The organism is Rhodococcus sp. 1R11 (assembly GCF_004563845.1).
GTDB lineage: Bacteria > Actinomycetota > Actinomycetes > Mycobacteriales > Mycobacteriaceae > Rhodococcoides.
Genome location: NZ_SPNG01000004.1, coordinates 328082 through 346485, shown reverse-complemented (window position 1 = coordinate 346485; position 18404 = coordinate 328082). Strand labels below are relative to the sequence as shown.

Here is an 18404-nt window from a genome sequence, read left to right as displayed (position 1 = left end):
GGAACGACCCGGGGATGCAGGAGTGGAGCCTGCGGAACGACCATGTGCCGCTGCAGTCATGACGTCAGCTCCTCTGCCATCAGGGTCGATCGGTGTGGATCGAAGGGGCATCCCTGCTCGGTGACGTGCCGGATGTATTCGTCGCGGAAGTACTTCAGCGAGGAATAGATCGGGCTGGCGGCACCGTCTCCCAGTGCGCAGAAGGACTTTCCGGCGATGCCGTCGGCGATGTCGAGCAGGGTGGTCAGGTCGGCTTCGGTGCCGGTTCCACCGTCGAGGCGGCGCAGGATCTGCACCAACCAGTACGTGCCTTCCCGGCACGGTGTGCACTTGCCACAGGATTCGTGTGCGTAGAACTCGGTCCAGCGCAGCACTGCTCGCACCACGCAGGTCGTCTCGTCGAATATTTGCAAGGCCTTGGTGCCCAGCATCGATCCGGCAGCACCGACGCCCTCGTAATCGAGTGGGACATCGAGATGTTCGGTGGTGAACATCGGGGTGGACGAGCCACCCGGCGTCCAGAATTTCAGTTCGTGCCCCGGCCTGACCCCGCCTGCGTATCCGAGCAATTCACGCAGCGTGATCCCCAACGGTGCCTCGTACTGGCCTGGACGGCAGACGTGGCCCGAGATGGAGTACAGCGTGAAGCCGGGCGACTTCTCGCTACCCATCGATCGGAACCAGTCGATTCCCTTGCGCAGGATCACTGGGACGCTGGCAATCGATTCGACGTTGTTCACCACCGTCGGGCGCGCGTAGAGGCCCGCCACTGCGGGGAACGGTGGCCGCAGCCGAGGCTGTCCGCGCCGACCTTCCAACGAGTCGAGGAGGGCTGTTTCCTCGCCGCAGATGTACGCTCCGGCTCCGGCGTGGATCACCAACTCCAAGTCGAATTGCGTTCCGAGAACACCCTTTCCCAAGTAGCCCGCCGCGTAGGCCTCGGCGACCGCAGACTGCAGCCTGCGTAACACCGGCACCACTTCACCTCGGACGTACACGAAGGCGTGTGATGCGCGAATTGCGTACGCGGCGATGACTATTCCCTCGATCAGCGTGTGCGGGCTCGCCATCAGCAGGGGCATGTCCTTACAGGTACCCGGCTCGGACTCGTCGGCATTGACCACCAGATAGTGCTCTTTGCCGTCGTTCTGCGGGATGAAGCTCCACTTCGTTCCGGTCGGGAATCCCGCGCCACCACGGCCACGCAATCCGGATTCCTTGACGAAGGCGATGAGGTCGTCGGGGTCCATCGCGAGAGCCTTCTCGAGCCCGCGGTATCCGTCGTGGCTGCGGTAGACGTCGAGCGTCCAGGAATCCTTCTCGTCCCAGAACTCACTCAACACCGGCGTCAGGGGCATGTCACTCCCCCTTCGTCGGTGGATCGGTCTCGGTGGTGTTCGGTTGTGGTGGCACGGTCGCCGAGGGTGCCGGTGCAGGCTTGTCTCGCACCGTCTCCGGTGCGGCCGCGGCTCCGACGTCGGTGTGATCGTCGTCCGGTCGTGCTCCGGCCTCGGGTGCCGACATCGCATGTTCGCGCGCGTATCGAAGACCGGCCAGGGTGGCGTCGCCCGCACTACCGATCGCGTCGAGTGCTGCGGGCCGATCGTCGGAAAATCCTGCGAGGATCCGCTCGGTCTCGCGAAACGTGCACAGTGGTGCGCCACGCGTCGGAGTGACCTGGGTACCGGATCGAAGTGCATCGACCAGATCCCTCGCAGAAGACGGGGTGCTGTTGTCGAAGAACTCCCAATTGACCATCATCACCGGGGCGTAATCGCATGCGGCATTGCACTCGATGTGTTCCAGCGTGATCGTGCCGTCGGAGGTGGTACCTCCGTGCTCGACGTCCAGGTGATCACGCAGCGCGTCCATGATGGCGTCGCCGCCCATGACAGCACACAGCGTGTTGGTGCACACGCCGACGCGGTACGTCCCGGTGGGTTCGCGTCGATACATCGAGTAGAAGGTCGCGACTGCAGTCACCTCCGCCCCGGTGAGTTCGAGTACCTCCGAGCAGAATTCGATTCCAGCGGGCGTGAGGCAGCCGTCCTCGGCTTGCACGAGATGGAGCAGCGGCAGCAGGGCCGATCTGGCCTGCGGATAGCGCGCGACGACGATATCGGCGTCGGCGTGCAGCCGGGCGAGCACCTCGGCGGGATACGACGTTCGTGCACCCGGCCTGGCCAGTTGCACCGGTTCGTCCGGCCGGGCTCCGAGTTGAATCAGAACCGGTTCCGACTGGGGCTGCGCGGTCATCGGTCCACCCCACCCATCACCGGGTCGATACTGGCGACCGCGGCGATGACGTCGGAGATCATTCCGCCCTCGCACATTGCCGCCACCGCTTGCAGGTTGGTGAAGGACGGATCTCTGAAATGCACTCGGTACGGCCTGGTTCCACCGTCGCTGACGATGTGTACTCCGAGCTCCCCTCGCGGCGACTCCACCGAGGACAACACCTGGCCGGCCGGGACCCGCATGCCCTCGGTCACCAGTTTGAAGTGGTGAATCAGCGATTCCATCGAGGTGTCCATGATGGTCCGCACATGCTCCTGAGAGTTGCCCAGGCCATCGGGTCCCGAGACCAGCTCGGCCGGCCACGCGATCTTCTTGTCGTCGATGACGACCGGGCCGGGACGGAGGCGGTCGAGGGCCTGTTCGACGATCTTGAGCGATTCCTTCATCTCTTCGACGCGAATCAGATATCGCCCGTAGCAGTCGCATCCGGTGTCGGTCACCACGTCGAACTCGTAGTTCTCGTACCCGCAGTACGGATCGGACCGTCGCAGATCGTACGGCAAGCCCGTCGAACGCAGCACCGGACCGGTGACGCCCAGCGCCATACATCCGGTGAGATCGAGATAACCTACGTTCTCGGTTCTGGCTTTCCAGATCGGATTGTCGTTGAGCATGAGTTCGAGGTCGCGCAGGCGTCCCGGCAGCACGCGCAGGAGCTCACGTACTCTGCCGACCGCGTCCTCGGGTAGGTCCTGCGACAGTCCCCCCGGCCGGATGTAGGCGTGATTCATCCGGAGCCCGGTGATGGCCTCGAAAACGTCGAGGATCAGCTCGCGCTCACGGAACCCGAACAACATCGCGGTGACCGCTCCCAATTCCATTCCGCCCGTGGCCAATGCGACGAGATGCGACGAGATGCGATTCAGCTCCATCAGCATCACCCGGATCACCGTGGCGCGCTCGGGAATGTCGTCGGTTATACCCAGTAGCTTCTCCACGCCGAGGCAATATGCGGTTTCGTTGAAGAACGGCGACAAGTAGTCCATGCGGGTGACGAACGTGACGCCCTGGGTCCAGTTTCGGTACTCGAGATTCTTCTCGATTCCCGTGTGCAGATAGCCGATCCCGCAACGAGCCTCGGTAACGGTCTCGCCCTCGATTTCGAGAATCAACCGCAGCACGCCGTGGGTCGACGGGTGCTGCGGGCCCATGTTGACCACGATCCGCTCGGTACTCGATCCGCGGGCCAACTCGACGACGTCGTCCCAGTCCTGTCCGGAGACCGCGTAGATGGTTTCGTCCGTTGCACTCATCAGTTGTACGACCTGCGCTCGTTGGGAGGCGCGACGCGAGCGCCCTTGTACTCGATGGGAATTCCACCCAACGGATAGTCCTTGCGTTGTGGGTGACCGACCCAGTCGTCGGGCATCTCGATCCGCGTCAATGCAGGATGACCGTCGAAGACGATGCCGAAGAAGTCGTAGACCTCGCGCTCGTGCCAGTCGTTGGTGGGATACACCCCGCACAGCGACGGACTGTGTGGATCGTCGTCGGGGACGGCAACTTCGAGTCGGAGCCGACGGCCGTGCGTGATGGAGACCAGATGGTAAACAACGTGCAGCTCCCGGCCGACCAGGTCCGGATAGTGCACCCCCGATGCGCCGGTACACAATTCGAATCGCAATTCTTCGTCGTCCCGTAGCGCCTGGGCGACGGCAGGCACGTACTCCCGCACCAGATGCAGCGTCAGTTCGCCGCGATGAACCACCACCCGTTCGACGGCGGCGTCGATCGTAGCGACGGGGTTCGAAGCCAGAAGGACGGTTGCCAACCGATCGACGAGGGCATCGAAATAACCGCCGTAGGGCCGCGTCGCCGTGTCCTCGGCGGCCGCCGGCGGCACCAATCGGCCGTAGCCCGACGTGTCGCCACTACCGCGAACACCGAACATCCCGCGTGGCCGCTGAGACATTTCACCTGGCGGCTGAGACATTTCACCTGGCGGCTGCGACATTTCACCTGGCGGCTGCGACATTGCACCCGGCCGTTGCGCCGTCATCGGAGCAGACCCTTCAGATCGATCGTCGGGGTGGACGAGAGTGCGGCCGCCTCGGCGGCCGCTCGCACATGTTCGCGGTTCACACCCAGCGGCATCTGCTGAATCTTCTTGTGCAACTCCAAGATTGCGTTGAGCAGCATCTCGGGCCGAGGCGGGCACCCGGGCAAATAGATGTCGACGGGCACGATGTGGTCCACTCCCTGGACCACCGCGTAGTTGTTGAACATTCCGCCCGAGGATGCACAGACACCCATGGCGAGAACCCATTTCGGTTCTGCCATCTGGTCGTAGACCTGCCTCAACACCGGAGCCATCTTCTGGCTGACGCGACCGGCCACGATCATCAGATCTGCCTGCCGAGGGGACGCGCGAAACGCTTCCATTCCGAATCGCGCCAGATCGAAACGGCCGGACGTGGTGGCCATCATTTCGATGGCACAACATGCGAGCCCGAAGGTGGCGGGCCACAGCGAGCCCTTACGTGCGTACCCGGCCAACCCCTCGACGGTGGTCAGCAGGAATCCGCTGGGTAGCTTCTCTTCGAGTCCCATCGATCACGCTCTTTCGCTTCCGCAGAATGAGAACAGTGCATCGTGCCGTCGTCGTATCCGAGATCGTGCGGTCAGTCCCAACCGAGCCCGCCTCGCCGCCACTCGTACACGTAGGCCACCGACACGTTCACGACGAACAACGCCATCGCGACGAGCCCGAACGCACCGAGTACATCGAGGTGGACGGCCCAGGGATAAAGGAAGACGATCTCGATGTCGAAAATGATGAACAGCATCGCGGTGAGATAGAACTTCACCGGAAATCGTTGTCCCGTAGGCGCATGCATCGTGGGTTCGATTCCACATTCGTACGCGTCGAACTTTGCTCGGTTGTATCGGGCGGGTCCCACCATCGTGCCGACCATCACCGAGAAGACTGCGAACGCGACTGCGACGGCACCCAGGACGAGAATCGGAACGTAGGCGTTCATTCGGGCATCCGCTCCCTCGATCGACGACCGCGCCGCCGCGAAAGTAAATGCGACGGCCGTACCAATGTGACCTGAACCACACAGTATGGCTTCGGTGCAGATCTCGCGGGATTTCGAGCAGTCCAGTTTCGTAAACCGTTGACTCCCATGGCGCGCTCGTCCCCACACCATGCTCACAGGTGTGCGACGCATCACCGGGTCGGCGCATGCGCTCCTCGTCGCAGGTGACGACCAACCACCGAACATTCACCGTTGCCCGAGCACGGGCCACGGCCACCACGAAGGAGAAACGATGAAGTCGATTTCGATCTCGGCGCTCGCCGCCGAGGGACTGGGAACTGCCCTGCTCGTGGTATTCGGGGTCGGCACCGCCGTCATCGCGGGCGACACCGTCGGAACCCCGGGCATCGCCCTGGCGTTCGGGCTCACACTGCTTGCCCTCGTCTACGCGATCGGGCCGATCTCGGGATGCCACATCAACCCGGCCGTGACGATCGGAGCCCTGATAGCTCGCGCCATCACCCCGATCAAGGCTTTGTTCTACATCGCCGCCCAGGCCGTCGGTGCAGTGATCGGCGCGCTGATCGTACTGTTCGTCGCGTCAGGCCGTCCCGGATACGACATGCCGTCGGACGGTCTGGGCACCAACGGATTCGGCAGCGCCTCGCCGGGAGAGTACGGATTGGCGTCGGTCGCGGTGTTCGAGACGATCGCGACCGGCCTGCTCGTCCTCGTCGTACTCGCCACCACGGCCCCCACCGTTCACCCGGTCGTGGCGGCCGGCATCCCGATCGGCCTGACCCTGACCGTGGTTCACCTGCTGGGCATCGGAATCGATTCGACCTCGGTCAACCCTGCTCGGTCCCTCGGCCCCGCCCTCGTCGCCAGCGGCCCTGCCCTGTCACAACTGTGGGTGTTCGTGGTGTTCCCCGTGCTCGGAGCTGTTGTCGCCGGCTCGATCCACCGGTTCGTGCTGATGGTGCCCGCATCGGAGAAAACGGTCTGATCTACCGCGATCGAGAGACCCTGGCACCGACGCGACCCGAGTGCTGCCTCAACAGATCGACCACCGCGCGCCCCAGCCGGATCGGATCCACCGGGTGGGGTACTGCAGCCTCGGCGCGCGACCAGTCGGCCAACCACCGGTCGTCGGGGCGTCCGATGAGTACCAGCACCGGCGGGCAGTCGTCGATCTCGTCCTTGAGCTGCTTCGCCAGACCCAGTCCGCCGACGGGCGAGGACTCACCGTCCAGGATCGCCACATCGATTCCACCCGCGTCCAGGTGCTCGATGACCACGGCCGCGGTGGCAACCTCGACGAAGTCGACGACGCCGAGCGCCGGATCCGGTCGAGTCCCCACGGCGGACTTCACCTGGGCTCTGGTCTCCGCATTACTGCTGTACACCAGCACACGCACCTGACCTGCCGAACTTGCTCCCGCTGTGGCGTCGGACACACCGCGATGGTAGCGCGGCTCCGCAGTGGACCGGGCCCGAACGCACGTCGCAGAGGTACTTTCGGGTCGTCGACGTCGCGCGACGGCAGTTCAGGAGATGGTGACGACCACGGCGGCCGGTTCATCGGTGCTGTGCACCGCGAAGTCCGGACGGTCGGACGCCACTGCGACGAAGGATTGCGAGACTCCACCAGGATCGGCCAGGAAGTCGACTGCCACCACGGCGGAGTCCGGGTCGTTGCGAATGCGATCCGGCCCGGCGTACGGAACGACGGTGGCGTCCGTTTCGGTCGAGGTACCGGCGATGTCGACCTGGAGTACGGCTCGCCCGGGCAGCGCGACCGGCTCACTCGTTCCGTATCGTACGGCCTCGTCGACGTAGCGCACCGTGTACGACACCGACCCGTTGCCGGCCAGTCGATACTCGACGGAGGAGGCTCCCAACACCACGTCAGTCACCGCCACGGGTGTGCCCGACGGGTGACGAACTCCCTCCAGCGACAGTTCCGGCACGAGCGGCGGCACCGTTTCGGTGGGGGCAGTCGGTGCGGTGAACGGGTCGCCGACCACAAGCGAGCCGATGGCCGTCTCGAAGTTCGGTGACGGTGACGCATCGGGCACCGGACGATTTGCCCCACCGGCGGAGCAACCGACGAGCAGCACAGCAGCGAGCAGTGGTGCTACGACCGACCCGGCCGCAACAGGCTTGCGATACCCCTCGCTCATCGACTCACCGTACAGATGAAACCGATCGGTTCGATAGTGTCGATCGGCCGCAGTTCGGTCACGGTCACACCTACCGCAAATCCTGCTAGCGTCGTCGGGCATGGAGCCCACGAGCTATTCGTCCGGTGAACGCGTGTTCGGACCTCCCAACGGGACGTTCGACGCGGATTGGGCGGCCACCGCGCTGCGGTCCAACCGACCGGAATTGGACCACCCGACCTCGGTGCGACTGGTCGAGCGGGCCTGGGAGTTGCTTCGATCGTCGAATCTTCGCGGCGAGCCGCTCGCTACGGCTCTGGATCTCGAGCCCGGCCTCGCCTCGGCGGTCGCGGCCGTGGCAACGGAGACGGCGGAGCTCTACCTCGACCGACGGTAGGTCTATCTGTCGACCACCTCGGTCGCCAACCTCGCATTGCGGCGCCCGTAGGCGAAGTAGATCAACAGACCGAGGGCCAACCAGACCAGGAACCGAATCCACGTCTCCACCACCAGGTTGGCCATCAGGTAGACGCACGAGAGCCCGGACAGAACCGGCACGACGGGAGAGAGCGGAACCCTAAAGGGCCGCTCGAGATCCGGCTTGGTCCGACGCAGGATCGGCACTGCAGCCGAGACCAGCAAAAACGCGAAGAGGGCTCCGATGCTGACCATCTCGGCCAGCTCCTTCAGCGGTACCAGTGCCCCCAGCAACGCCACGAACACCACGACGCCGACGGTCAACCGGGTCGGAGTCCCGAAACGGGGAGACACCTTCGCAACCGACTTGGGCAGCAAACCGTCTCGGCCCATCGCGAAGCCGATTCGGCTGATGGTCACCAACTCGACCAGAATGACCGACGTCAGACCCGCGACGGCCGCTATCGAGACCAGAACACCCGCCCAGCCTGCACCCACAGAGTCGAACGCCTTGGCAATGGGTGCGCTGTCGTCGAGCTCGGTGTATTTCACCATGCCGGTCACGACGAACGCGACCATCATGTACAGCAAGGTGCATGCCACGAGCGTGCCGATCAGTGCACGAGGCAGATCGTGGGCGGGCCGCTCGGCTTCCTCACTGAGATTGGCAACGGCCTCGAATCCTGTGTAGGCGAAGAACACGACCGCTGCAGCGGTGACGACGCCGGCAAATCCGAACGCCGAGGGTGCAATTCCGGCCACGGCCTGCATCAGGGGCTGATCGAGCGTCGAGCCACCGGCCTCGGCGGGCACGGACTCGGGCACGAACGGAACCAGGTTCGACTTCTGGACGAAGAACAGGCCGGCGATCACGATGAACACCGAGATGGCGACCTTGATCAGGACCAGCACGTTGGTCACTCGCGCCGACTCCTTGACTCCCACAGCGGCAATGACGCCCAGCAGCGCGACGATGGCAACAGCCCCCACGTTCACCGGCGCCTCCTCCGTGAACAAGCTGGGTGGCAGAGAAAAAAGATCCGCGAGGTAGCCGGACCAGCTTCGAGCGACAACGGCAGCACCCAAGGCGAATTCGAGGATCAAATCCCATCCGATGATCCACGCGAACAGCTCCCCCAGGGTGGCGTACGCGTACGTGTAGGCACTGCCCGCCGTCGGCACGGCCGATGCAAGTTCCGCATAACACAGCGCGGCAAGCAAACTCACGACACCGGCGATGACGAAGGAGATCACGACCGCCGGACCGGCATTTTCTTTGGCCTGCACACCGGTGAGCGTGAATATGCCCGTTCCGATGACGATGCCGACTCCGAAACCGACCAGATCGCGTAACCCGAGCTGCTTGCGCAGACTGCCGGACCCCTCGTCGTCGACGTCGCTCTCGATCTCGTCTACGGACTTCGTGCGAAACATTCCCATTTCCCGACGCTAAGCCATCCACTCATCCCGCGCCGGAGGAAAGATGGTGTTTGTTTTCGCGGTTGTCGGTTATCCGGACAAATCGGAAACGATTGCGTCGCAACCGCCCTCGGGACCGAGCGACACTAGTTCCGTCCCAAAAACTGTTCGGTGACGAATCCGGCCAGCAGTACTGCGGTCCCGCCGATCTCGCCGACGATCAGAGCGAGCATGAACAGGTGAGTCCCCGGAACGGGATGGACGAACTGATTCTCGGTGTCTCGCCGGATCCCGTGCACGGTGTAGCCGGCGATCGCGGCAACGAAGAACACCAACACCACCACCGCTGCGGTCAGGTCGACCGCCGTCGGCCATGCGCTGTACTGCGCGAGAGCCGCCAGGACGAGCGCAGCGAAGGAATACATCAACGCTGCCCGATGCGCAATGTCGACGTATCGGTGCGCGGTTCCGTCGCTCGACGTGGACATCTGGTGGTATTTGAGCACTCCGAGCGCCAACGCCCACATCAGCAACACACCCGACGCGAGCACGATCACTTTCGTATCGATCTCCAACTGCATCCGCGCCTCCCCAGGTTCCGCTCTCCGGGCCGAACGTAGCACCGGAGGCAATGTTGGTTACGGTTCCGCAATGCCGATCGACTCCGCTCACACTCAGAACGACTGCGCATTGCGCTTCGAGTGGGGTCTGTCCGCGATCGACGCTGTGGTCGCCGGTGCCGATATCGCCGTCGTCGTGGACGTCCTGTCGTTCACGACCACCCTGACGGTGGCCATGGACGCCGGAATCGATGTCGTACCCAGCCGATGGCGCGACGACCGAGCCACCCACCTGGCCGAGCAACACGACGCAGTTCTCGCAGTCGGCCGTTCGGTTGCCACGCCGGGCGACGTCAGCTTGTGCCCTGCCACCGTGCGCGCCGCCGCACCGCCACCGAGACGACTCGTGTTGCCGTCGCCGAACGGTTCCACCATCGCCCACGCGCTCGCCGCCCGGGTAGACACGTGCGTGGGCGCATCGCTCCGCAACGCCGCCGCGATCGGGCAGTGGGTCGTCGACGAGCACCCCCACAGCGTGATTGCCGTCATAGCCGCCGGTGAGAGATGGCCCGATTCGTCGTTGCGGCCCGCAGTGGAGGACCTGTGGGGAGCCGGAGCCGTACTGGCACCGCTCCTGGAGTCCGGCCTCTTCGATCCGTCCCCCGAGGCGGTGGTCGCCGCGGCCGCATGGCACTCGGCCCGGGCGGATATAGCTACCGAGCTGCGGCGATGCGGTTCGGGGCGGGAGCTCATCGCGTTGGGCCACCCCGAGGACGTCGACATCGCGGCCGAGGTCGGCTCGAGTTCCTGCGTGCCGATACTGCGCGGGGACACCTTCGTCGAGCACCGACGCCCATAGCCACACCCGGCCGGAAAAGCCGCACCGACGCGGCCGATCGTGTCCGAAATTTTGATCGGAACACGGAATCACGGATCATACGGTGGTGAGTACGGAACGAGTCGCCCCGAAGACCACCGTCGTTGTACCGACGTACAACGAACGAGAGAACCTCCCCAAGCTGGTCGAGCTGCTGGCCGGACTGAAGGTCGAGGGGCTCGGTGTCCTGGTGGTCGACGACAATTCCCCCGACGGAACCGGCGACATCGCCGACAAACTCGCCATCGACGGCCCCCTCGAGGTCTCCGTTCTGCACCGCACCGAGAAGAACGGTCTGGGCCGCGCATACGTGGCCGGCATGACACGGGCCCTCGACGAGGGAGCCGACATCGTGATCCAGATGGACGCCGATCTGTCGCACCCTACCGAGGTGATTCCGGCGATGATCGACAAGCTGCGGAACACCGACGCCGCGGTCGTGCTCGGTTCGCGCTACGTCCCCGGCGGTTCGGTCGCCGCGGACTGGCCGTGGCACCGCAAGGCGCTGTCGGCGTGGGCCAACTTCTACGTGAACACAATTCTCCGTCTCGGAGTCAAGGACGCCACCGCCGGCTTCAAGGCATGGCATGCCCGCACGCTCCGCACGATCGACGTTGCGTCGGTGGAGAGCAACGGGTACGCATTCCAGGTCGAGATGAACTACCGCACCGTCAAGCACGGGCTCACTCTCGCCGAAGTCCCCATCACGTTCGAGGAGCGCAGCGAAGGCGAGTCGAAGATGAGCCTCGCCGTTCAGCTCGAGTCGGCTCTGGTTCCGTGGAAGTTGTTGCTGGGCAAGAAGAAGCTCTGAACACACCACACCACATCTCGACATCGGCCCACGGTGCTCATGACGCCGCCTTGACGTCGGCGGCGTACACATCGACGTATTCCTGACCCGACAGGTCGGCCAGCGATGCCATGACCTGATCCGTGACAGCACGGATGATGACCCGATTGGATTGGCCCCCGGCGTATCTGGAGAAGTCCATCGGTTCGCCGACGACCAGACGCACCTTCGCCGGTCTCCACATCCGCGAACCCACAGGATTGAACCCGAGCGTTCCGTGGACGACCACCGGCACGACGGGAGCACCGGTCTCTATCGCGACCCGCGCCATGCCGGTTTTGCCCTTGTACAGTCTGCCGTCGGGTGACCGAGTACCTTCCGGATAGACCGCCCAGATGTCACCCTGTCGCAGAACACTTTTCGCGGCTTCGAGCGCCGGTTCCGAGGCGGCGGAGCCGCGTCGATCGACAGGGACCTGGCCAGTCGCGGAATAGAACCACCGGAGCGCCGCCCCCTTGACACCTCTACCGGTGAAGTACTCGCTCTTCGCGATGAACGTGACCCGACGTCGAACCAGAAGAACGAGAAAAAAGGAATCGACGACGGTCAGGTGATTTCCGGCGACGATGACCGGACCGGACGTCGGAAGATTGTCCAGGCCGACCACCGATGGGCGTCCGAGAACGCGAAGAATCGGCCCGATGAGCACGTATTTGAACAACAGGTACCACATGGTTCGACCCCTTCGGCTGGACAACGTCGATGCCGAGAGTAGACAATGTCTACGTGGCGGACAACCTCAGGACTCGATTGGTGGACGCAGGCGTGCGATTGCTCGACCGTGACGGGCAGGACGGGCTGACCATCAGAGCGGTGACCCGAGAGGCGGGGGTGTCGCACGGTGCCCCACGGCGATACTTCCCGACGCTGAATGCTCTCGCCGCAGCCGTGGCCAGGGTCGGGCTCGTCGATCTCGGTGAACGAGCGACATCGGCAGCTCGGCAGTCGGATTCACCCCTGACTGCTCTCGACGCTGTTGCCGAGGCCTACGTACAGTTCGCGGTGGAGCGACCGGCGATGTTCGCGCTGATTTTTCGGCACGACCTGCTCGGGGGTTCCGGCGAGAAGCTCGGCGACACCTCACGCCCGCTGTTCGATACGTTGATCGAGACGGTCGGTGCGGTCGTTCCGGAGAATCCACAGTTCGTAGCCCTGCGACTGTGGACCTCCGTGCACGGGATCGCGGCGCTGCACTCCACGCGGGCGCTCGAGCCCATAGGCGGCACGCCGATGGTGACGTCCCTGATCCGCCGCGCAGTGCGCGACGCGATCGGGAACGTCAGCGAATCAGAGACTTGACCGACGCGGGCAACTGCCGGACCGACTTGTACGGCCCGACCACGGCGGCACCGAAGGGCCGATCGAGCAACACCGCCGCGACCTCACGCACCTCGTCGTTCCCGACACGATCGATACGCGCCAGGGTGTCGGTGATGTCTCGGTGATTGCCGTAGTTCAGTTCGCTGCGACCGATACGGTTCATCCGAGAACCCGAATCCTCCAGTCCCAGCACCAATCCGCCGCGTAACGAGCCCTTGGCGCGAGCGCATTCGGCATCGGTGATGCCCTCGGCCGCAACCTTGGCGAGCACCTCGCGAATCACCGTGGTGACCTCGCCCAGGTTCTCCGGCTGACATCCGGCATACACCGAGAACGCACCGCTGTCGGCGAACGTATCCACCGACGAGTACACCGAGTAAGCCAGTCCGCGTTCTTCCCTGATCTCCTGGAACAGGCGAGAACTGAGCCCACCGCCGACAGCCGAATTGAGCACCGACAGAGCCCAGCGATGTCCTTCGTGACGTCCGAACGCCCGTACGCCCAGGCACAGATGTGCCTGTTCGCTGTCCCGGGTGGTCAGGCTCAGTGTCGGATTCTCTCGTAAACGTGCTGTGCCGCTCCGCCTTTCGGCCGGCCGCAGGCCCTTTTCCAGATGACCCGCGAAGGCGCGACGTACCAACGACACGATCTGCTTGTGATCGACGTTGCCTGCGACTGCGACGACCATCCGTTGCGGCGTATAGCGGCGAACATGGAACGAGTGCAGTTGGGAACGGGTCATCGATTCGATGGATTCGACAGATCCGATGATCGGACGCCCGATCGGATGATCACCGAACATCGCTTCCAGGAAGGCATCTCCCAGGAGATCCTCGGGATCGTCGTCGCGCATGGAGATCTCTTCGAGTACGACCTGCCGCTCGACGTCCACGTCTGCCGACCGGCACCGACCGCGAAGCACCACATCGCTGACGAGATCGATCGCGAGCGCGACGTCCTCGTCGAGCACGTGCGCGTAGAAGCAGGTGCTCTCCTTGGAGGTGAACGCGTTCAGCTCTCCCCCGACACCGTCCATCACCTGGGCGATCTCGAGCGCACTGCGCGTCGGAGTCGACTTGAACAGCAGATGTTCGAGGAAGTGCGCGGCACCGGCCACGCTGGGTTGCTCGTCGCGCGAGCCGACACCGACCCACACACCCACCGAGGCCGAGCGAACGCCGGGAACGAACTCGGTGACGACCCGAAGCCCGCCGGGCAGAGTCGTGCGTCGAACGCCCGTATCGGTGCCGGTGGTCTCTGGAACGGCCGAACGGTACGTCCCGAGGGGACGTACCGTTCGACTCGCTTGCTTCTTACTCAGCGCTGACCTCGGCGGGTGCCTCGGGAGCGTCGGCGGGAGCAGCCGCGTTGTCGTCTTCGACGGGAACGAGGCTGATCTTGCCGCGATTGTCGATATCGGCGATCTCGACGCGCAACTTCGATCCGACGCTCACGACGTCCTCGACCTTGTTGATGCGCTTGCCGTTACCGAGCTTCGAGATGTGCACCAGTCCGTCGCGGCCCGGGAGCAGCGAGACGAATGCACCGAAAGCCGTTGTCTTGACGACGGTTCCGAGGAATCGCTCGCCGACCTTCGGCAGCTGCGGGTTGGCGATGGCGTTGATCATGTCGATCGCGGCCTGTGCGGACGGGCCGTCCGCTGCACCGACGTAGACAGTGCCGTCATCTTCGATCGAGATGTTGGCACCGGTCTGCTCGGTGATGGAGTTGATCATCTTGCCCTTGGGCCCGATGACCTCGCCGATCTTGTCGACCGGCACCTTGATCGCGGTGACGCGAGGTGCGTACGGGCTCATCTCGTCCGGGGTGTCGATGGCCTCGGCCATGACCTCGAGGATCGTCGTGCGAGCATTCTTGGCCTGCGACAGCGCGCCGGCGAGCACCTTGGAGGGGATGCCGTCGAGCTTGGTGTCGAGCTGCAGGGCGGTGACGAAGTCCTTGGTTCCGGCGACCTTGAAGTCCATGTCGCCGAACGCGTCCTCGGCACCGAGGATGTCGGTGAGGGCGACGTAGCGAGTCTCGCCGTCGACCTCGTCGGACACGAGGCCCATGGCGATACCGGCAACCGGGGCACGCAGTGGCACACCGGCATTGAGCAGCGACAGAGTAGATGCGCAGACCGAGCCCATCGAGGTCGAGCCGTTGGAGCTCAATGCCTCGGAGACCTGGCGGATGGCGTACGGAAACTCTGCCTGGCTGGGCAACACCGGCAGGAGAGCACGCTCGGCGAGCGCTCCGTGGCCGATTTCGCGACGCTTCGGCGAACCGACGCGGCCCGTCTCACCGGTGGAGTACGGCGGGAAGTTGTAATGGTGCATGTAGCGCTTGGACGTCTCGGGCCCCAGCGAATCGACCTGCTGCGCCATCTTGACCATGTCGAGGGTGGTGACGCCCAGGATCTGGGTCTCTCCGCGCTCGAACAGGGCCGATCCGTGGGTACGCGGGATGATCGCGACCTCGGCGGACAGCGACCGGATGTCGGTGATGCCGCGGCCGTCGATACGGAAGTGATCGGTGAGGATGCGCTGGCGAACCGACTTCTTGGTCAGTGCGCGGAACGCGGCACCGATCTCCTTCTCGCGGCCGGCGAAGCTGTCTCCGACCGACGTGAGGACCTGAGCCTTGACCTCGTCGAGCTTGCTCTCGCGCTCGGCCTTGCCGGCAATGGTCAGTGCCTCGTTCAGCGGGATCTTCGCGGCGTTCTCGACGGCTTCGAAGACGTCCGACTGGTACGCCGGGAAGACCGGGTAGTCGCCGGTCGGCTTGGCGGCCTTGGACGCGAGCTCCTGCTGCGCGGTGCACAGGGCTGCGATGAAGGGCTTCGAGGCCTCGAGGCCCTCGGCGACAACCGCCTCGTTGGGTGCGGTAGCGCCACCCTCGATGAGCTCGATGACGTTCTCGGTGGCCTCGGCCTCGACCATCATGATCGCGACGTCTGCGTCGGCACCGGAGCCGGAGACGATGCGGCCCGCGACGACCATGTTGAACACGGCCTTCTCGAGCTGCTCGTTGGTCGGGAACGCAACCCACTGCTTGTCGATCAGCGCGACGCGGACGCCGCCGATCGGACCGGAGAACGGCAGGCCGGCGATTTGGGTCGATGCCGACGCGGCGTTGATCGCGACGACGTCGTAGAGGTCGGCGGGGTTGAGGCTCAGGACCGTGATGACGACCTGGATCTCGTTGCGCAGGCCGTCGACGAAGGTGGGGCGCAGCGGCCGGTCGATCAGGCGGCAGGTCAGGATCGCGTCGGTGGACGGGCGTCCCTCACGACGGAAGAACGATCCGGGGATGCGGCCCGCGGCGTACATGCGCTCTTCGACGTCGACCGTCAGGGGGAAGAAATCGAATCCCTCACGGGGGTGCTTACCTGCTGTCGTGGCCGACAGCAGCATGGTGTCCTCGTCGAGGTACGCGGCGACTGCGCCTGCGGCCTGCTGCGCGAGGCGACCCGTCTCGAAGCGGATGCTCCGCTTACCGAAAGAGCCGTTGTCGATGATCGCTGTTGCTTCGTAGACGCCTTCTTCGGCGTCCAATGTTGTGGTGTCCGACATGTGTTCTGTTCTCGTCCTCTCGTCTTTGCCGTGCCCGCGTGGACACACCACCAGCCCTCCTGGCTGTGGCGGCATACCTGTGCCGTCCATCTCCGAGAGTTCGTCTCGGGACGCGGCTGCGCGGAGGCGGCCATCGATCGAAGCCCTCCGGATCTCGTATCCGAAAAGCCACTACCGAAGACCGACACCACGGCGTGACAGGCATACACGGCGGTGTGCGGATACCGTGTATCCGCTGGTCGTGCTGACAATTCTGATGTTGCGGTACAAACACAGAAAGCCAACGAGGAACAGTCTAAGCACTGCCTCGTTGGCTACTGCACTATTGCTGCGAGTCGGGTGTACACCGGCGCGTCGAACCGTGCATCGGCAACATCCTCGCGTCGATCGAAATTATCGACGCAGACCCAGACGCTCGATGAGCGAACGGTAGCGAGTGACGTCTACCTTCGCGATGTACTTGAGCAGACGACGACGACGTCCGACCAGCAGCAACAGGCCGCGGCGGGAGTGGTGATCGTGCTTGTGCATCTTGAGGTGCTCGGTCAAGTCGACGATGCGCTTGGTGAGCATTGCAACCTGCGCCTCGGGCGAACCCGTGTCGGTGGGGTGCAAGCCGTACTCGCCGAGAACGGCCTTCTTCTGTTCGGTGGTCAATGCCACTGGTACTACTCCTGATCAATGACGTCCGCGTGAAAGGAAGCAACGGGCCCCGCCGTGGACGATGCGTGCACGTCCGGGCGGTATCGAAGCCGGTGCAGCCGCCGCGGACCGCAGCGAACACCGAGGAGTCAGCCTATCAGGCTGCGCTGGCGGCCAGGATCGAGCGGGCCCGGTCGGCGTCCCGGCCCATCTCCTCCACGAGAGCTTCCATGGAATCGAACTTCTCCATTCCGCGCAGTCGCTCGACGAAATCGACTGCCACGTGCTGCCCGTAGAGGTCTCCTTCACCGTCGAGCACGAACGCCTCGACGGTCCTGGTGCGTCCCGAGAACGTGGGATTCGTGCCCACCGACACCGCCGCCGGGTGCCTCTCCCCCGGAGTGACCGTCCCCATGATCGGACCCGGACCGAGCACGGTGAACCAGGCGGCATAGACCCCGTCCGCCGGTATGGCCGAGTACATCGGCGGAGCCACATTGGCTGTGGGATAGCCCATTTGACGGCCGCGCCCGTCGCCGTGCACGACGACCCCCTCGACGCGATGGGGGCGACCGAGCGCTGCAGCTGCTGCCGCGACGTCCCCGGCGTCCACGCACGACCTGATGTACGTCGAGGAGAACGTCACGGCATGCTCGGCGAGCAGGTTGACTCCGTCGACTGCGAATCCGGACCGTTCGCCGATCTTGCGCAGCATCGGCACCGTCCCGAGCGCCTTCTTCCCGTAGGTGAAGTTCTCGCCGACGACCACTTCTGCAACGTGCAGGCGTTCGATCAGGATCTCGTGCACGTATCGCTCGGGAGTGAGTTTCATCAGTTCGGGCGTGAACGGCATGACGCAGAACACGTCGATGCCCAGTTCCTCGGCCAGTTCGGCACGCCGGGTCAACGTCGTCAACTGCGCGGGGTGACTACCCGGACGGACCACTTCCATCGGGTGGGGGTCGAACGTCATGAGCACACTGGGTACGCCGCGTTCCCGAGCTGCGGCCACTGCTCTACCGATCAACTGCGCATGTCCGCGGTGAACGCCGTCGAACACACCGATCGTGAGCACACATCGGCCCCAGTCGGCAGGTACATCGTCGAGACCTCGCCATCTCTGCACACCGCGAAGCCTACGGCCCGGCGGCCGCTCGGTCATCCTCGGCCAGGCGTGTCGGGTGGGGCAGGTATGGACAAAAGGGTGTCCCCACGGTAAATATTTCGGTGTGCCTAACTTATTTCTTCGCTCCCGCGGATCTCGCGCGGGTCGAATCGTTGCGAGCTGGGCCGTGGCGGGACT

General features: G+C 64.4%; 20 protein-coding genes. 5 read left to right on the top strand and 15 right to left on the bottom strand.

Going from position 1 to position 18404, the window contains the following annotated elements:
• Positions 1-56 precede the first annotated feature (56 nt).
• The 6 genes from nuoF to E4P29_RS09570 all read right to left on the bottom strand — a co-directional run bounded on the left by nuoF (position 57) and on the right by E4P29_RS09570 (position 5279).
• Positions 57-1358, bottom strand: a complete 1302-nt coding sequence (gene nuoF, locus E4P29_RS09595) for an NADH-quinone oxidoreductase subunit NuoF (protein ID WP_135044069.1) — start codon at positions 1356-1358, stop codon at positions 57-59.
• Between the two features lies 1 nt (position 1359).
• Positions 1360-2256, bottom strand: a complete 897-nt coding sequence (gene nuoE / locus E4P29_RS09590; protein ID WP_135044067.1) for an NADH-quinone oxidoreductase subunit NuoE — start codon at positions 2254-2256, stop codon at positions 1360-1362.
• The gene (nuoD, locus tag E4P29_RS09585; protein ID WP_032366449.1) at positions 2253-3551 is read right to left on the bottom strand and encodes an NADH dehydrogenase (quinone) subunit D; all 1299 of its coding nucleotides are present in this window, start codon (positions 3549-3551) and stop codon (positions 2253-2255) included. Before nuoD ends, nuoE begins: the two co-directional genes overlap by 4 nt.
• Positions 3551-4252, bottom strand: a complete 702-nt coding sequence (locus E4P29_RS09580) for an NADH-quinone oxidoreductase subunit C (protein WP_209205348.1) — start codon at positions 4250-4252, stop codon at positions 3551-3553. The genes nuoD and E4P29_RS09580 overlap by 1 nt, the downstream gene beginning before the upstream one ends.
• 41 nt (positions 4253-4293) lie before the next feature.
• Complete coding sequence (locus E4P29_RS09575) at positions 4294-4848, bottom strand: NADH-quinone oxidoreductase subunit B (protein ID WP_135044065.1); 555 nt, start codon at positions 4846-4848, stop codon at positions 4294-4296.
• Between the two features lie 71 nt (positions 4849-4919).
• Positions 4920-5279: an NADH-quinone oxidoreductase subunit A gene (locus E4P29_RS09570; RefSeq protein ID WP_027496775.1), complete on the bottom strand. Its 360-nt coding sequence runs from the start codon at positions 5277-5279 to the stop codon at positions 4920-4922.
• Between the two features lie 292 nt (positions 5280-5571).
• Between E4P29_RS09570 and E4P29_RS09565 the strand changes: the two genes are divergently transcribed.
• On the top strand, positions 5572-6285 hold the full coding sequence (locus E4P29_RS09565) for an aquaporin (protein WP_209205347.1): 714 nt from the start codon (positions 5572-5574) through the stop codon (positions 6283-6285).
• Between the two features lies 1 nt (position 6286).
• Here the strand turns inward: E4P29_RS09565 and E4P29_RS09560 are convergent, their stop codons facing one another.
• Together E4P29_RS09560 and E4P29_RS09555 are read right to left on the bottom strand one after the other, a co-directional pair.
• A complete protein-coding gene (locus E4P29_RS09560; RefSeq protein WP_135044063.1) occupies positions 6287-6736 on the bottom strand; it encodes a hypothetical protein in 450 nt (149 codons plus the stop codon).
• A 90-nt stretch (positions 6737-6826) separates the two neighbouring features.
• A complete protein-coding gene (locus tag E4P29_RS09555; RefSeq protein WP_135044061.1) occupies positions 6827-7462 on the bottom strand; it encodes a hypothetical protein in 636 nt (211 codons plus the stop codon).
• A 100-nt stretch (positions 7463-7562) separates the two neighbouring features.
• Here E4P29_RS09555 and E4P29_RS09550 point away from each other — a divergent pair, with 100 nt between their 5' ends.
• A complete protein-coding gene (locus E4P29_RS09550; protein WP_027496773.1) occupies positions 7563-7838 on the top strand; it encodes a hypothetical protein in 276 nt (91 codons plus the stop codon).
• 2 nt (positions 7839-7840) lie between these two features.
• Here E4P29_RS09550 and E4P29_RS09545 read toward each other — a convergent pair whose 3' ends face one another.
• Both E4P29_RS09545 and E4P29_RS09540 read right to left on the bottom strand, forming a co-directional pair.
• Entirely contained in the window at positions 7841-9298 is a 1458-nt protein-coding gene (locus E4P29_RS09545) for an amino acid permease (protein ID WP_135044059.1), read from the bottom strand.
• A gap of 125 nt (positions 9299-9423) precedes the next feature.
• Entirely contained in the window at positions 9424-9858 is a 435-nt protein-coding gene (locus E4P29_RS09540; protein WP_135044057.1) for a hypothetical protein, read from the bottom strand.
• Positions 9859-9928: 70 nt separating this feature from the next.
• On the opposite strand from E4P29_RS09540, the gene E4P29_RS09535 reads away from it, so the two are divergent.
• Both E4P29_RS09535 and E4P29_RS09530 read left to right on the top strand, forming a co-directional pair.
• Positions 9929-10696 carry a 2-phosphosulfolactate phosphatase gene (locus tag E4P29_RS09535; protein ID WP_135044055.1) on the top strand — a complete coding sequence of 256 codons (768 nt, stop codon included), beginning with the start codon at positions 9929-9931 and terminating at the stop codon, positions 10694-10696.
• 85 nt (positions 10697-10781) lie between these two features.
• Positions 10782-11525, top strand: a complete 744-nt coding sequence (locus E4P29_RS09530) for a polyprenol monophosphomannose synthase (RefSeq protein WP_135044053.1) — start codon at positions 10782-10784, stop codon at positions 11523-11525.
• A gap of 37 nt (positions 11526-11562) precedes the next feature.
• Here the strand turns inward: E4P29_RS09530 and E4P29_RS09525 are convergent, their stop codons facing one another.
• On the bottom strand, positions 11563-12237 hold the full coding sequence (locus tag E4P29_RS09525) for a lysophospholipid acyltransferase family protein (protein ID WP_135044051.1): 675 nt from the start codon (positions 12235-12237) through the stop codon (positions 11563-11565).
• A gap of 29 nt (positions 12238-12266) precedes the next feature.
• Here E4P29_RS09525 and E4P29_RS09520 point away from each other — a divergent pair, with 29 nt between their 5' ends.
• On the top strand, positions 12267-12863 hold the full coding sequence (locus E4P29_RS09520; RefSeq protein WP_135044049.1) for a TetR/AcrR family transcriptional regulator: 597 nt from the start codon (positions 12267-12269) through the stop codon (positions 12861-12863).
• Here E4P29_RS09520 and E4P29_RS09515 read toward each other — a convergent pair.
• From E4P29_RS09515 to E4P29_RS09500, 4 genes are all read right to left on the bottom strand, one after another.
• Positions 12844-14103 carry a pitrilysin family protein gene (locus E4P29_RS09515; RefSeq protein ID WP_135044047.1) on the bottom strand — a complete coding sequence of 420 codons (1260 nt, stop codon included), beginning with the start codon at positions 14101-14103 and terminating at the stop codon, positions 12844-12846. The two genes, E4P29_RS09520 and E4P29_RS09515, sit on opposite strands and share 20 nt — an antisense overlap.
• Before the next feature lie 94 nt (positions 14104-14197).
• Positions 14198-16459, bottom strand: coding sequence for a polyribonucleotide nucleotidyltransferase (locus E4P29_RS09510; RefSeq protein WP_135044045.1), 2262 nt, complete (start codon positions 16457-16459; stop codon positions 14198-14200).
• Positions 16460-16852: 393 nt separating this feature from the next.
• Positions 16853-17122, bottom strand: coding sequence for a 30S ribosomal protein S15 (rpsO, locus tag E4P29_RS09505; RefSeq protein WP_027496764.1), 270 nt, complete (start codon positions 17120-17122; stop codon positions 16853-16855).
• Positions 17123-17258: 136 nt separating this feature from the next.
• Positions 17259-18227 carry a bifunctional riboflavin kinase/FAD synthetase gene (locus E4P29_RS09500; RefSeq protein WP_027496763.1) on the bottom strand — a complete coding sequence of 323 codons (969 nt, stop codon included), beginning with the start codon at positions 18225-18227 and terminating at the stop codon, positions 17259-17261.
• Positions 18228-18404 lie beyond the last annotated feature (177 nt).

Excerpts from the sequence above, each read along its gene's own strand:
- nuoF (WP_135044069.1), bottom strand. The coding sequence starts at position 1,358 with ATGCCCCTGACGCCGGTGTTGAGTGAGTTCTGGGACGAGAAGGATTCC.
- nuoE (WP_135044067.1), bottom strand. The coding sequence starts at position 2,256 with ATGACCGCGCAGCCCCAGTCGGAACCGGTTCTGATTCAACTCGGAGCC.
- nuoD (WP_032366449.1), bottom strand. The coding sequence starts at position 3,551 with ATGAGTGCAACGGACGAAACCATCTACGCGGTCTCCGGACAGGACTGG.
- E4P29_RS09580 (WP_209205348.1), bottom strand. The coding sequence starts at position 4,252 with ATGTCGCAGCCGCCAGGTGAAATGTCTCAGCCGCCAGGTGAAATGTCT.
- E4P29_RS09575 (WP_135044065.1), bottom strand. The coding sequence starts at position 4,848 with ATGGGACTCGAAGAGAAGCTACCCAGCGGATTCCTGCTGACCACCGTC.
- E4P29_RS09570 (WP_027496775.1), bottom strand. The coding sequence starts at position 5,279 with ATGAACGCCTACGTTCCGATTCTCGTCCTGGGTGCCGTCGCAGTCGCG.
- E4P29_RS09565 (WP_209205347.1), top strand. The coding sequence starts at position 5,572 with ATGAAGTCGATTTCGATCTCGGCGCTCGCCGCCGAGGGACTGGGAACT.
- E4P29_RS09555 (WP_135044061.1), bottom strand. The coding sequence starts at position 7,462 with ATGAGCGAGGGGTATCGCAAGCCTGTTGCGGCCGGGTCGGTCGTAGCA.
- E4P29_RS09550 (WP_027496773.1), top strand. The coding sequence starts at position 7,563 with ATGGAGCCCACGAGCTATTCGTCCGGTGAACGCGTGTTCGGACCTCCC.
- E4P29_RS09545 (WP_135044059.1), bottom strand. The coding sequence starts at position 9,298 with ATGGGAATGTTTCGCACGAAGTCCGTAGACGAGATCGAGAGCGACGTC.
- E4P29_RS09540 (WP_135044057.1), bottom strand. The coding sequence starts at position 9,858 with ATGCAGTTGGAGATCGATACGAAAGTGATCGTGCTCGCGTCGGGTGTG.
- E4P29_RS09535 (WP_135044055.1), top strand. The coding sequence starts at position 9,929 with ATGCCGATCGACTCCGCTCACACTCAGAACGACTGCGCATTGCGCTTC.
- E4P29_RS09525 (WP_135044051.1), bottom strand. The coding sequence starts at position 12,237 with ATGTGGTACCTGTTGTTCAAATACGTGCTCATCGGGCCGATTCTTCGC.
- E4P29_RS09520 (WP_135044049.1), top strand. The coding sequence starts at position 12,267 with ATGCCGAGAGTAGACAATGTCTACGTGGCGGACAACCTCAGGACTCGA.
- E4P29_RS09510 (WP_135044045.1), bottom strand. The coding sequence starts at position 16,459 with ATGTCGGACACCACAACATTGGACGCCGAAGAAGGCGTCTACGAAGCA.